Source organism: Burkholderia sp. MS389 (assembly GCF_016899425.1).
Taxonomy (GTDB): domain Bacteria; phylum Pseudomonadota; class Gammaproteobacteria; order Burkholderiales; family Burkholderiaceae; genus Burkholderia; species Burkholderia sola.
Map to the genome: position 1 here is coordinate 1655102 of NZ_CP045994.1, position 13497 is coordinate 1668598.

11 protein-coding genes and 2 tRNA genes are annotated in these 13497 nt (G+C 68.0%); 4 read left to right on the forward strand and 9 right to left on the reverse strand.

Translation table 11 applies throughout. From position 1 onward, the window contains the following. Positions 1 to 207 precede the first annotated feature (207 nt). Positions 208 to 1428: an MFS transporter gene (locus tag GJG85_RS07685; RefSeq protein WP_089488394.1), complete on the reverse strand. Its 1221-nt coding sequence runs from the start codon at positions 1426 to 1428 to the stop codon at positions 208 to 210. Positions 1429 to 1719: 291 nt separating this feature from the next. Between GJG85_RS07685 and GJG85_RS07690 the strand changes: the two genes are divergently transcribed. From GJG85_RS07690 to GJG85_RS07700, 3 genes are all read left to right on the forward strand, one after another. Then, positions 1720 to 2262: a GNAT family N-acetyltransferase gene (locus GJG85_RS07690; RefSeq protein ID WP_050012685.1), complete on the forward strand. Its 543-nt coding sequence runs from the start codon at positions 1720 to 1722 to the stop codon at positions 2260 to 2262. A 125-nt stretch (positions 2263 to 2387) separates the two neighbouring features. Further along, the gene (locus GJG85_RS07695; RefSeq protein ID WP_050012516.1) at positions 2388 to 3014 is read left to right on the forward strand and encodes a ParB-like protein; all 627 of its coding nucleotides are present in this window, start codon (positions 2388 to 2390) and stop codon (positions 3012 to 3014) included. Positions 3015 to 3038: 24 nt separating this feature from the next. Further along, on the forward strand, positions 3039 to 4778 hold the full coding sequence (locus tag GJG85_RS07700) for a SulP family inorganic anion transporter (protein ID WP_204383825.1): 1740 nt from the start codon (positions 3039 to 3041) through the stop codon (positions 4776 to 4778). Between the two features lie 22 nt (positions 4779 to 4800). Here the strand turns inward: GJG85_RS07700 and GJG85_RS07705 are convergent, their stop codons facing one another. From GJG85_RS07705 to GJG85_RS07725, 5 genes are all read right to left on the reverse strand, one after another. Then, the gene (locus GJG85_RS07705; RefSeq protein WP_050012686.1) at positions 4801 to 5739 is read right to left on the reverse strand and encodes a carbohydrate kinase; all 939 of its coding nucleotides are present in this window, start codon (positions 5737 to 5739) and stop codon (positions 4801 to 4803) included. A gap of 142 nt (positions 5740 to 5881) precedes the next feature. Next, a complete protein-coding gene (locus tag GJG85_RS07710) occupies positions 5882 to 6823 on the reverse strand; it encodes an ABC transporter substrate-binding protein (RefSeq protein WP_050012518.1) in 942 nt (313 codons plus the stop codon). An 86-nt stretch (positions 6824 to 6909) separates the two neighbouring features. Then, on the reverse strand, positions 6910 to 7947 hold the full coding sequence (locus GJG85_RS07715; protein ID WP_050012519.1) for a ribose ABC transporter permease: 1038 nt from the start codon (positions 7945 to 7947) through the stop codon (positions 6910 to 6912). Between the two features lie 39 nt (positions 7948 to 7986). Next, positions 7987 to 9540 carry a sugar ABC transporter ATP-binding protein gene (locus GJG85_RS07720; RefSeq protein WP_204383826.1) on the reverse strand — a complete coding sequence of 518 codons (1554 nt, stop codon included), beginning with the start codon at positions 9538 to 9540 and terminating at the stop codon, positions 7987 to 7989. Continuing rightward, complete coding sequence (locus tag GJG85_RS07725) at positions 9527 to 10774, reverse strand: ROK family protein (RefSeq protein ID WP_124556385.1); 1248 nt, start codon at positions 10772 to 10774, stop codon at positions 9527 to 9529. The genes GJG85_RS07720 and GJG85_RS07725 overlap by 14 nt, the downstream gene beginning before the upstream one ends. A gap of 354 nt (positions 10775 to 11128) precedes the next feature. On the opposite strand from GJG85_RS07725, the gene GJG85_RS07730 reads away from it, so the two are divergent. Next, positions 11129 to 11632 carry an Ohr family peroxiredoxin gene (locus tag GJG85_RS07730; protein WP_050012522.1) on the forward strand — a complete coding sequence of 168 codons (504 nt, stop codon included), beginning with the start codon at positions 11129 to 11131 and terminating at the stop codon, positions 11630 to 11632. A 129-nt stretch (positions 11633 to 11761) separates the two neighbouring features. Here the strand turns inward: GJG85_RS07730 and GJG85_RS07735 are convergent. From GJG85_RS07735 to GJG85_RS07745, 3 genes are all read right to left on the reverse strand, one after another. After that, positions 11762 to 11848, reverse strand: a tRNA-Leu gene (locus tag GJG85_RS07735). 112 nt (positions 11849 to 11960) lie between these two features. Beyond that, positions 11961 to 12950: an aliphatic sulfonate ABC transporter substrate-binding protein gene (locus GJG85_RS07740; protein ID WP_089488397.1), complete on the reverse strand. Its 990-nt coding sequence runs from the start codon at positions 12948 to 12950 to the stop codon at positions 11961 to 11963. A gap of 185 nt (positions 12951 to 13135) precedes the next feature. Then, positions 13136 to 13222, reverse strand: a tRNA-Leu gene (locus tag GJG85_RS07745). Positions 13223 to 13497: the final 275 nt, after the last annotated feature.

Sequence of the window (13497 nt, forward strand, 5' to 3'; positions counted from 1 at the left end):
TCCCATGCCGGTTTCCCGGCCGCGAACTGGTGATTTGATTATCTGATTCAAACAGTCGTTTTTATTAAGATAAAAAATCGCGGGTGGACCGGGCAAGCGCGGAATCTGGATCAATTCCTCTAGTTCGATGTGCGGGTGCGGAAAGCACGGCGCCCGCGCCCGGCGGGGCGCGGCGCGCGCGATGACGCGGTGCCGCAACGTGCGGGGTCACCCGGTAGTGGTACGCGTATTGACCGATTGCGTCATGTCGATGCCGCGCCGCTCGCGGCTGAACAGGATCAGCACGGCGATCGCGACGGCGACGATGCCGGCCACGAGCGCGAGCGCGAAGCCGTAATTGTCGTGGTTCGACACGGCGAGCGACGCCTGCATCGTCGCGTTGCCCGACGCGAGCAGGTTGCCGAGCTGGTAGACGACGCCGGGGAAGGTCGCGCGGATCTCGTCGGGCGAGATCTCGTTCAGGTGAACCGGTATCACGCCCCATGCGCCCTGTACCGAGATCTGCATCAGGAACGCGCCGGCGGCGAGCGCGATCGCGCCGCTGGAGAACGCCCACAGCGGCAGCACGGGCAGCGCGATCAGCGCGGCGATGAAGATCGCGCGGCGCCGGCCGATCCGCTCCGAGATCGCGCCGAACGACAGCCCGCCGACGATCGCGCCGATGTTCAGCACGATCGTGATCCACGACACGGTATGGGGATCGAAGTGGTGCTGTTCGCGCAGGAAGGTCGGATAGAGATCCTGCGTGCCGTGCGAGAAGAAGTTGAACGCGGTCATCAGCACGATCGCGTAGATCGTGAGCTTCCAGTTCTGTTTCAGCGTGGCGCCGAGGCTCGGGCGCGCGCGCTTCTCCATCTGTTTCCAGGCCGGCGATTCGGGCACGTGTGCGCGGACGTACAGCACGAGCAGCGCGGGCAGCACGCCGACCATGAACATCCCGCGCCAGCCGATGTATTGGTAGAACAGGCCGAACACGACCGACGCGAGCAGATAGCCGCTCGGGTAGCCGGCCTGCAGTAGCCCGGACACGAGGCCGCGCGCGTGGGTCGGCACGGTTTCCATCGTCAGCGCGGAGCCGACGCCCCATTCACCGCCCATCGCGATGCCGAACAGCGCGCGCAGCACGAGCAGCGCCGTCAGGCTCGGCGCGAAACCCGACGCGAGTTCGAGTAGCGAATAGCATGCGATGTTGACCATCAGCGTCGGGCGGCGACCGAAGCGGTCGGCGAGCCGGCCGAAGATCAGCGCGCCGAGCGGGCGCATCGCGAGCGTCAGCGTGAGCGCGAACGCGACGGCGGGGATCGTCGACGCGAATTCCGCGGCGATGTCCTTCAGCACGAAAACCATCAGGAAAAAGTCGAACGCATCGAGCGTCCAGCCCAGATAGGCGGCGATCGTGACGTTGCGTTGCTCGCGGGTCCAGCTCATGTGCGGGTCTCCTCGTTGGCTTGCGCGCTCGCGATTCTGCATGCGGATGCCGGCCCGGCTCGCGCGCGGCTCGCGCGCGGCGCGGGGCACTGATCGAGTGTAGGCTTGCGCGCCGCGCGAGGTGGCGCGCGATAGCCGCGAATCGGGAATAATCCCTACGAAATGCACTGTTTCGGAAATGGAAACGGAGCCGCGCGAGGCGCGCGACCGGACTCTGTATCATTCCGGAAGGCTTTTTGTATCAGTTCTGTAATGCGCGCGCTGCGCATCGCCACCGAACCAGGAGTCCCGATGAACGACCGTTCCGCCACTGCATTGCCCGTGCTCGAAACCGCGCGGCTGTGGCTGCGTCCGCGCGTGCTGGCCGATCTCGATGCGTGCATCGAGATGGATCGCGATCCCGAGGTCACTCGCCACATCGCGGGCCCGTGGCACGACCCCGTCGAGCATCGCCGCTTCGTCACGCACCGGATCACGCGCGACTATCCGCCCGGTCTCGGCTACTGGTCGATCTTCGAGAAGGCCGCGCCCGAGGTGTTCATCGGCTGGATCCTGCTGATCCCCGACTACAAGGACGGGTCGCGCGACGTCGAGATCGGCTGGCGGCTCGTGCGTGCGACGTGGGGGCGCGGCATCGCGAGCGAAGCCGCGGCGGCCGTCGTGCGGCACGCGTTCGACACCGTGCGCCTGCCGCGCGTGATCGCCGATATCGCGGAGGCCAACAGCGGCTCGCTGAACGTGGCGCGCAAGCTCGGAATGCGGCGCGTGAGCATCGTGCACGACGGCATTCCCTACATCCGGCATCGTCTCGAACGCAACGATTTGCGCGCGTAGCGCGCCGTCGTGCAGGCAGCGGGCGTCGCGGATCGTCGACCGAACGCGGATCAAGACGATGACGGATTAACGGCGCGCGCGATCAGGAGTATCGTTGCCGGAATTTCGCTACATGGGGTACGACCATGGCACTCGGCAACGACGTTCATCTCATTCCCGTCAGGCTCGACGCGCTGCGTCCGACCCAGATGACGGTCGGCTATCGCGAAGTGAAGGCGAAGCGCAAGCACTGGAAGGCGCTGAACCGGCGCGCCCGCAAGGCCGCGATCGAATCGCACTGGTTCCCGGCCGTGCTCGGCCCGGGCGGGCTGCACTACATCACCGATCATCATCATCTCGGCCTCGCGCTGATCGAGGAGGGCGAGGCACGCGTGAACGCGATGCTGCTGAAGGATCTGTCGTGGCTCGACGACACGATCTTCTGGCGGATGATGGAACACAACCAGTGGGTGCATCCGTTCGGCCCGGACGGCTCGCGGCGCGACTATGCGCATTTGCCGAAGGCGCTGACGGGCCTCGAGGACGATCCGTACCGCAGCCTCGCCGGCGAGCTGCGCACGGCGGGCGGCTATGCGAAGGACGCGACGCCGTTCAGCGAATTCCTGTGGGCCGACTATCTGCGCCAGCACGTGACGCTCGACCAGATCCGCAAGAACTTCGCGAAGGCGCTCGACGTCGCGCTGCATCGCGCGCACGAGCAGGATGCGCGCTATCTGCCCGGCTGGTCGGGCGTGATTGCCGTCAAACCCTGACCGGCGCACGGCGCGCACCGCCTCATGACGATCGCCCCGATCCGCCCCGACGCCGGCCCGCAACATCCGGACCATTTCGCGACGCTCGACGCGCCGCCCGCGCCGCGCACGCGGCGCGTCGGCCTCGATGCGCTCGCCGGCCTGTCGATTGCCGGCCTGCTGATTCCCGAGGCGGTCGCGTATGCGGGGCTCGCCAATCTGCCGCCGCAGGCCGGCCTGATCGCGCTGCTGTCGGGGCTCGTCGTCTATGCGCTGACGGGCAGCAGCCGCTTCGCGATCGTGTCGTCGACGTCGTCGTCGGCCGCGGTGCTCGCCGCGACCGTGCTCGCCGAATCGGGGATGGCGCTGGCCGCGCAGCTCGCGCTGGCGGCGGCGCTCGTCGCGATGACGGGCGCGCTGTTCATCCTGGCCGGCGTCGCGCGGCTCGGCGGCATGTCGGATTTCGTCGCGCGGCCTGTGCTGCGCGGCTTCACGTTCGGTCTCGCGCTGACGATCGTTATCAAGCAGCTGCCGAAGATTCTCGCGATTGCCGTGCAGCACAGCGACGCGCCGCACGTCGCGCTCGACCTGCTCGCCGGCGCGCCGCACGCGAATCTCGCGAGCGTCGTGCTCGGCGCGACCGCGCTCGCGCTACTGTTCGTGCTCGGGCGCCGCTCGCGCGTGCCCGCGACGCTCGTCGTGATCGTGCTGTCGATCGCGGCGAGTTATGCGGTCGACTGGCAGCGGTACGGCATGGCGATCGTCGGCCATATCGACTTCCGGCACCTCGAATTCGGCTTGCCGCATCTCGATCGCAATGCGTGGATGCAGACGGTCGAGCTCGCATTCGCGCTGATGCTGATCCTGTACGCGGAATCGTACGGATCGATCCGCAATTTCGCGCTGAAGCACGGCGATACCGTATCGCCGAACCGCGACCTCGTCGCGCTCGGCTGCGCGAACCTCGTGTCGGGCCTGCTGCACGGGATGCCGGTCGGTGCCGGCTATTCGGCGACGTCGGCGAACGAGGCGGCCGGTGCGCAGTCGCGCGTGGCCGGCCTGTGGGCAGCCGGCGTGGTCGCGCTGATCGTCTGGCTGCTGCTGCCGCAGCTCGCGCGCACGCCCGAGCCGGTGCTCGCGGCGATCGTGATCTTCGCGGTCAGCCATTCGCTGCATCCGTCCGTGTTCCGGCCGTACTGGGCGTGGCATCGCGACCGGCTCGTCGTGATCGCGGCGCTGCTCGCGGTGCTCGTGCTCGGCGTGCTGCACGGGCTGCTCGCGGCCATCGGCGTGAGCCTGCTGCTGACGCTGCGCAAGCTGTCCGAGCCGAACGTCAGCGTGCTCGGCCGGCTGCGCGACAGCCACGATTTCGTCGACGTCGCGAGCCATGCCGAGGCGAAATCGGTGCCGGGCGTGCTGATCGTGCGGCCCGAGGCGCAGCTGTTCTTCGCGAACGCGGACCGAATGCTCAATCGCGTGCGGGCGCTGCTGAAGACCGCGCCGGACACGCATACCGTGATGGTGAGTCTCGAGGAAACGCCGGATGTCGACGGCACGACGATCGAATCGTTGCGCACGTTCGCGGCCGAATGCGCGGCGCGCGGGCTGCGGCTCGCGCTCGTGCGACTCAAGGTGCACGCACTGCATGCGCTGCGCCGCGCGGCGGACGGTACGCTGCACGCCGACGTGATGTCGGAGCTGAGCGTCGACGAGAGCCTGCAACTGTTGCAGGCGGGCAGGCCGCCGAACGGCAGCGGCGGCCGCGAAGGCACGAGCGCCGCGTGACGGCGCGGCGCGTCGGCGCCGTCTATGGCGAAAGCGCGGCGCCGGCGGCGGTGCGCTCGATCATGTCGGCCACTTCCGCGGCCGTCGGCGCATAGGCGCCCGCATGTTCACACGCCACGGCCGCGCACGCGGCCGCGTGGCGCAGATGCTCGGCGGCCGACGCATCGGGCCGCGCAAGCTGGCTCGCGAGCCAGCCGCCGATGCTCGCATCGCCGCAGCCGACCGTATCGGCGACTTCAGTCGGGAACGCAGGCTGGAACAGCACGGTATCGCGATGCAGCAGTTGCATGCCGGCCGCGCCGCGCGTGACGAGCATCGTCGCGTCGGGCGCCCACGTGCGCAGTTGCGCGAGCGCGGCTGCTTCGTCGAGTTCCGGAAACAGCCCGCGCAAATCCTCGTCGGATACCTTGATCCAGTCGGCGAGCGCGGTCAACCGGCGCAGCGTGTCGCGATACGACGGTGCGGCCATCGGCGCGCGGAAGTTCGGATCGAACGAGATGCGCTTGCCGGCCGCGCGCGCGGCCTGCGCGAGCGCGATCAGGCGCGACGCGAGCGGCTCGCGCACGACGCCGAGCGAGCCGACGTGCACGATGTCGGCCGCGTCGAACGCGCCGGCCGGCAAGTCGGCCGGATCGAACGCGAGATCGGCGCTGTTTTCGCCGATGAAGAAATAGTCGGGCGGCTGCTTCGATACGACCATCGCGAGCAGCGGCGCGCGGTCGACCTGCCGGATGAAGCGCATGTCGAGCCCCGCGTCGGCGCTCTTGCGCATCAGCTCGTCGCCGAAGGTGTCGCGGCTGACCGTGCCGGCGAAGGCCGTCGGCACGCCGAGTCGCGCGCCGACGCGCGCGACGTTCCAGCACGAGCCGCCGGCGATGCTGTGCCAGTGGTTTGCGTCGTCGCGGATGAAATCGGTCAGCGCTTCGCCGAACACGATCAGGCGGGGAAACGTCGTCGTCATGTTGAAACCTTGTGCCGCGGCGTCGCGCGCGGCCGTACGGCGGTTGATCTGAATCTGAACGGTCGGGCAGTACGGGCCGTCGCGCGCGGCGACGCGGCCCGCCACCGCCCGGCGTCGCGGGCGGGCGGCGCGCTCGCCGCGATCAGCGTGGGGCGCTCCAGCCCTTGTAGGTCTTCACGTTGTCGCGCGTGACGAGCGTCGGCTCGATCAGGATCATCGGGTTGGCCGGCTTCTGGCCGTTCATGATCCCGTAGCCGACGTTGACGGCCTGCTGCGCCATCGCCCACGGATCCTGGCTCGACGACGCCTGCACGAGCGTATTCGACTTGAGTGCGACCTCGATGTCGGGCGCGCCGTCGACCGACGTGATCACGATGTTCGGACGGTTCAGCTGTTTCGCCGCGAGATCGGTGCCGATCGCCTGCGGGTCGTTGATCGCGAACACGCCGTCGAGCTTCGGAAAGCGCGTCAGGTAGCCCTGCATCGCATTCATCCCGCCTTCGCGCGAGCCCTTGCCGTCCTGGTCGCTCGACAGCAGCTTGATGCCGGCGTTTTTCGCGAGCACGGCCTTGCAGCCGTTCACGCGATCGATCACGGCCGACACCTGCGGGCCGTTCTCGATGATCACGTTGCCCTTGCCGTTCAGCTTCTTCGCGAGGTAGTCGCACGCGAGTTCGCCGGCCTTCACGTTGTTGGTCTGCACGGTCGCATTCGCGCCGGCCGCCGCGACGTCCACCGCGACGACCGTGATGCCGGCTGCCTGCGCCTTCTTCACCGCCGGCTCGATCGCCTTCGGATCGGTCGCGTTGAGCAGGATCATGTCGACGTGCGCGGAGATGAAGTTGTCGATCTGCGTGAACTGCTTGTTCAGGTCGTAGTCGGCCGAGACGGCCGTGACCTTCGCATTCGGGTTGAGCTGCTTCGCGCGCGCTTCGGCGCCTTTCACGATCGTGACGAAGTACGGGTTGCCGAGCGAGCCGACCGTGACGCCGATCGATTTCAGCGGCTTGTCGGCTGCATGGGCGGCGGCGCTGAAGGCAAGTGCGCAGGCGACGGCGGTCAGGGCGGCGGTGTGCTTGAACATGTCGTTGTGTCTCCGAGAGGTCTGTTGGCGAACGGGCGCAGGAGGACCTGCCTGCACCTTGATGGTTGAATGGTAAGAGACGGGTATCAGGTACGGGCCGAGTCGCGCTGGCGGTAGCGGTCGAGCGCGACCGCGCCGATGATCACGAGCCCCTTGATGATGTACTGCCAGATGTCGGACACGCCGAGCAGCACGAGGCCGTTGGTCAGCACCGCGATGATCAGCGCGCCGATCAGCGTGCCGACGATCGAGCCGACGCCGCCGACGAAGCTCGTGCCGCCGAGGATCACCGCGGCGATCGCGTCGAGCTCGTACGACTGGCCGAGCTGCAGGCCGTTGGCCGCATACAGGCGCGCGGCCGACATCACCGCGCCGAGGCCGGCGAGCAGGCCCGACGCCGCATACACGAACAGCTGGATCGCCCGCACGTTGATGCCGGACAGGCGTGCGGCTTCCGGGTTGCCGCCGACCGAGTAGATCCGCATCCCGAGCACCGTGCGGCGCAGGATGAACCACGAGATCGCGATCACCGCGCACGCGATCACGACGAGCCACGGCACACCGAGGATCGAGCCGTTGCCGATGAATGCGAACGGCAGTTGCGGGTTGAACACGGTCGTGTCGTTGCCGATCAGCCGCGCGACGCCGCGCACGGCCGTCATCGCGCCGAGCGTGACGATGAACGGCGGCAGGCGCAGGAACGAGATCAGTCCGCCGTTGATCGCGCCGAACACGAGGCCGACGACGAGCGCGAACGGCACGCCGAGCCAGCCCCAGCCGGGAATGGTCGACGCGATCAGCGCCGCGACGGCCGCGGCGGCGAGCACCGAGCCGACCGACAGGTCGATGCCGCCCGTCAGGATCACGAAGGTCATGCCGGCGGCGAGCACGATGTTGATCGACGCCTGCTGCGTGACGATCGACAGGTTCTGCAGCGTGAAGAAACCGTCGGTCAGGAAGCCGAAGCCGACGCACAGGACCAGCAGCACCGGCAGCATGCCGGCCGTACGGATCAGCGATTGCATGCGGGCGCGATGATCGGCGCCGCGCATCAGGGGCGTGCGGTTGGTGACCGGATGGGCGGTCGCGGAAGCGAGGTTCCGCTGCTTGGTCGGGTTGATCATTTCGGTACCTTGAATGAAGAGGGAAATGAAGGGGCCGTGTCAGTGCGCGTCGGCCAGTTCGGCCTGCGAGCCGGTGGCGAGCGCGATGATCGCTTCCTGCGTGATCGGCGTATGCGTGTGCCCGCCGAGTTCGCCCGCGATCTCGCCTTCGCGCATCACGAGCACGCGGTCGGCGACGCCGATGATTTCCGGCAGTTCGCTCGAGATCACGATCACGCCCACGCCGGCACGGGCCAGTTCGTTGATGATCCGGTAGATCTCGGATTTCGCGCCGATGTCGACGCCGCGCGTCGGTTCGTCGAGGATCAGCACGCGCGGCTTCGTCTCGAGCAGGCGCGACAGCAGCACTTTCTGCTGGTTGCCGCCCGACAGCGCGCCGACGTTGACGTTCGCGTGCGGGACGCGGATCGACAGCGATGCAATCGCGTCGCGGGCGCGTTCGGCGCCGCGGGCGAGGTCGAGCGCGCCGAGCCGCGCATCGCGGTTGCATACCGAGATGTTGATGTTGTCGCGCACGCTCATGTCGAGGAACAGGCCCTGGCGCTTGCGGTCTTCCGTCAGGTAGACGAGGCCCGCGTCGATCGCGTCGCGCGGCGAGTGTGCGCCGAACGTGCGCTCGCCCAGCTTCACGTCGCCGCGCACGCGCGGCTCGGCCCCGAAGATCAGCCGCGCGAGCTCGGTGCGGCCCGCGCCGACGAGGCCCGCGATGCCGAGCACTTCGCCCGCGTGCAGGTCGAGGCTGCAGCCGCGCACGCGCGCGCCGTCGGCGATGTCGCGGACCGACAGCAGCAGGTGGCCGGGGTCGTACGGCGCGTGTTCCTTCTTGTAGAAACCGGAGATGTCGCGGCCGACCATCATCGCGACGAGCCGCTCGGCCGACAGCGCCTCGCGTTCGAGCGTGCCGACGTACGTGCCGTCGCGCAGCACCGACACGCGATCGGACAGCTCGTAGATCTCCGCCATCCGGTGGCTGATGTAGATGATCGCGAGGCCTTCCTCGCGCAACTGGCGGATCAGGCGGAACAGGTGTTCGGTTTCGCGCGACGACAGCGGCGTGGTCGGCTCGTCCATCACGAGGATGCGGGCGTGGGTGTGCACGGCGCGCGCGATTTCGACGAGCTGCTGTTCGGCGATCGACAGCGTGTCGACGAGCGTGTCGGGCCCGAACGGGGCGCCCAGGCGCGCGAGCACGTCCTGGCAGCCGCGCGCCATCGCCGCGCGATCGATCGTGCCCCAGCGCCGGTTGCCGCGGCGCAGTTCGCGGCCGACGTAGATGTTTTCCGCGACGGTCAGGTTCGGCGACAGGCACAGCTCCTGGTAGATCACCGCGACGCCGGCATCGCGCGCGGCGAGCGGGCCGTCGATGTCGACGCGTTGGCCGTCGATCAGGATCTCGCCGCCGGCGTCGGCGCGATAGGCGCCCGACAGGATCTTCATCAGCGTCGATTTGCCCGCGCCGTTCTCGCCCATCAGCGAGTGGATCTCGCCCGGATAGACGGTGAGGCTGACGTTGTCGAGCGCGCGCACGGCCGGGAACGTCTTGCTGATTCCGCGCATCTCGAGCAGCGGGCGGGGCGACTCAGAACGCGACATGGTGGACCTCCTGCGAATCGGTGCGGGCGCCCTTGAGGATGCCGGCCCGCGGGGAGAAGTTGAAAAACATAGGCAGCGTGGCGGCGCCGATCGCGCCGGCATCGGCGCCGAACGTGCCGCGCACGAGGACCGGCGTGCCGCGCGCCTCGGGCGCGGTGGCCACGAGCGCCGCGCGCAGGCGGGACGTGAGCGCGTCGAGCAGGCCCGCGTCGGTGTCGGCGTCGATCACGACCACCGGCGCGTCGATCACGCACAGCACCGCGCGCAACGCCGGCGCAAGCGCGTCGACGCAATCGTCGATCCATTCGTCGACGGCCGGCAGGCCGCGGGCGATGCAGGCTTCGAGATCGGCGCGGTTCTCGACCGTCTCGCCGTGATGGCGCAGGTGGCGCACGAGCGCATGCAGCGAGGCGCGTGCGAGCAGGATGTCCCACGGGCCGCGCGGCGGCGGCGCGGAGGCCAGCCGGCTCGGCGGCACCGGAATCACCGCGATGTCGCCGGCATTGCCGGTCACGCCGCGCAGGCAGTCGCCGTCGATCGCGATGCCGCCGCCGATCGCCGGCCCGATGAACAGGTAGACGAAGTCGTCGCACTGCCGGCCGTACCCGTAGAACAGTTCGGCGATCGCGGCCGCGTTGCCGTCGTTTTCGCCGAATACGGGCAGCGACAGCGTGCGGCCGAGGTCGGCCGCGAAATCGACGTCTTCCCACGCGCGGAACGTGTCGGGCGCGAGGCCGAGCTCGCGCATCCACGCGCCGAGGTTGTACGGCTGCGCGACGCCGACGCCGGTCAGGCGCGCGCGTTCATGGTCGGGGAGCAGGGCCTGCATCGCGTCGATGTCGTGACGCACGATCTCGAGCACGTCGGCGGGCGGGGGAAGCAGCGTGTCGTGCGAGCGGCGGCCGAGCACGTCGCCCGCGAAATTGACGAGCGCCGTCTCGATGCGCATCCGGTCGAGATGGACGCCGATGCCGAACGCGCCGCGCGGATCGAGGCGGATCAGCGACGCCGGCTGGCCGCGCTGGCCTTCGGTGCGGCCCGCGAATTCGATCAGCTTCGCGTCGGCGAGCGACGCGATGATGCTGCCGACCGCCGTCCCCGTCATGCTCGCGAGACGGGCGAGATCGGCCTTCGATGCACTGCCCGCACGGCGCAGCGTCTTCAGCAGCAGGCGCTCGTTGTAACGGCGCACGTTGGCCGAATTGCTTCCCTGGCCGAAGTGCGGGCTTCTCATGGCGTCTCCTTCCATGTCGCACCGCTCGGCGGCGCATTAAATAAATCACGTTGATTTATTTAACCGCGCGAACGGCGGTCTGTCAGCCTAGGGAAATCCCGGTCGTATCCGGGAACGGCAGCGTGGCTCGGGCGTCCGCGGCTCGTTTCGGGGCCGGGAATTTCGAATTCGTCTGATGGATTTGCTGCCGGCCGCGCGTCACGATTGCCGGCTCGGCTGCATGCGAAAGCACAGCCGGAAGAGGGCGATGTCTGCGGGCGCCGCGTGATGCGGGGCCGGCAGCGTCGGTCGTTCATCGTTTACTGGACGCGGGGCGGCGGGAGCCGTCCGGCGTCTGCACTCGGGAGAAACGCCATGCATCGTACGACGCGGCCGTCGGTATCGCTGCTCGATCCTTATACCGGCAGCGAACCGCTGCCGCTTTACACGACGACGGTGACGGTCACCGGCGGCGAAGCGGCCCACGGACGTTCGTCCGGCCACGCGCGTTCGACAACCGGCGAACTCGATGTGTCGTTGCGCCTGCCGGTCGAATTGGGCGGAGTGGGTGGCGGTACGAATCCGGAGCAGTTGTTCGCGGCCGGCTTCGCGGCATGCTTTCACGGCGCGTTGACGCTGGTGGCGATGCGGCGCCGGGTGCGCTTGCCGCCCGATCTCGCGATCACGGCCAGCGCAACGTTTCAGCGCGATCCGGTGGATGGCCTGTTTGCGATCGCGCTCGATCTCGAGGTCGGCATGCCGGGCGTCGGCGCAACTGCCGCGCGCGAGCTGGTCGCGGAGACGGAGGCGATTTGTCCGTACGCGAAGATGGCGAGGGACGGGATTCAGCATGTCGTGCGCGTCACCGGGACGGTGTAATCACGACGCCAGCCGGCTGCGCTTGCAAGCGCAGCCTTTCGAGCCCTCGCGCAAGGCGCACAGGCGCTTTGTTTCCTGGGCTTGAAATGAAAAAAGGCCGGCTAGAAGCCGACCTTTTTAGAAAACAGATGGTGCCCAGGAGAGGACTCGAACCTCCACGATGTTGCCACCGCTAGGACCTGAACCTAGTGCGTCTACCAATTCCGCCACCTGGGCACGTTTCGCTTGCTGCGATGCGAAGACCGCTATTTTAGCGTGCTGACGGAGTCTGTCAACACAATTTCATCCGGAGCGATAAAAATAATGCGCGCGTGGCGTGGCGCGATCGTCACGCGCCGATCGGTTCCGCGCGCTTCGCGGTGAAATTCCAGCGCTCCGCCTGGCTGGTATCGACGCGGGCGGGCAGCAGTCCGGCCGCCAGGAACGTATCGGCGATCTTCTGTTGTTCGCCGAAGTTTTGCGCGGCCACCGCGCGGACGAGGTAGCTGCGTCGCGCATTCGCCCGCGCGATCGTCGCAGCATCGAGCCCCCAGATCGGCGCGAGCGTGTTCGCGGCGTCCTGCGGATGGTCGCGCAGCCACGCGCCGGCCTGGGACAATTGGTCGAACAGAATCTGGACGACGTCGGGGCGCGCGGCGGCAAAGCTGCTCGATGCGAGGTAGTAGCGCTGGTACGACGCGAGTCCGCTGCCGTCGGCCAGGATCCGCACGTCGGGATTCCGGTCGACCGACGCGACATAGGGGTCCCACGTGATCCATGCGTCCACGCTGCCGCGCTCGAATGCGGCGCGGCCGTCCGCGGGCGTCAGGTAATGGATCGCCACATCGGCGGGCGCGAGCTTCGCGCGGGCGAGCGCGGCGAGCAGCAGGTAGTGGCTGCCGGCTGCCTTCGTGACCGCGATACGCCGGCCCTTGAGATCGGCGAGCGTGCGCAGCGCGCTGTCCTGCTTGACGACGATCGCCTGCGCCTTCGGCGAAGGCGCCTCCTGCGCGACATACACGAAACGCGCATGCGCGGCCTGCGCGAAGACCGGGACCGTATCGGCCACATCGGCGCTGAAGTCGACGGCGCCGACGTTGAGCGCTTCGGTCAGCGGCAATCCGCTCGCGAATTCATGCCATGACACGGTCACGCCGAGCGGCGTCAGCGCCTGCTCGAGCGTGCCGCGCGTCTTGAGCAGCGTGATCAGCGTCGACGACTTCTGGTAACCGATGCGCAGTGCGGCCGGCGCGTTCTCGGCGTGCGCGCGGACACCGGCGGCCGTGAGGCCCGCGGCCAGCATCGCGCGTGCGAATGTGCGGCGGTTCATCGACGTCATGAAGGGGACTCCTCGTTGGATGCGTTGAAAGCGAGGCGGCTAACGTAACAACGGGGAGGGGGATTGATAACCGATAAATTCTGCTATCGATCGGAGCGGCCGACATAAGGGGCGAAGACGGGCAGTCGCGATGGAAGTGCCGAAATGAAAAAGGCCGGCTGAAAGCCGACCTTTTTAAATACAGATGGTGCCCAGGAGAGGACTCGAACCTCCACGATGTTGCCACCGCTAGGACCTGAACCTAGTGCGTCTACCAATTCCGCCACCTGGGCACGTTTCGCTTGCTGCGATGCGAAAGACCGAAATTATAGCGGGTCCGAAGTGGCTGTCAACACAATTCCACTGGAACCCACCAAAAATATTCGTTCGCGCTCGATAGCCGCCGGCACCTCGACGGATCGGACCGCGCCGTTGCACGACGAAACTGCGGCGCGATGGCCCTGTATCGACGCGAACCGGCCCGCGACCCGTCGTCCCGTTGCGCAGACAACGGCGGAGCGTTGCCGTCCGTCCTCGTCGTGGGCAGCACGCTTGATTTCGAGGGATA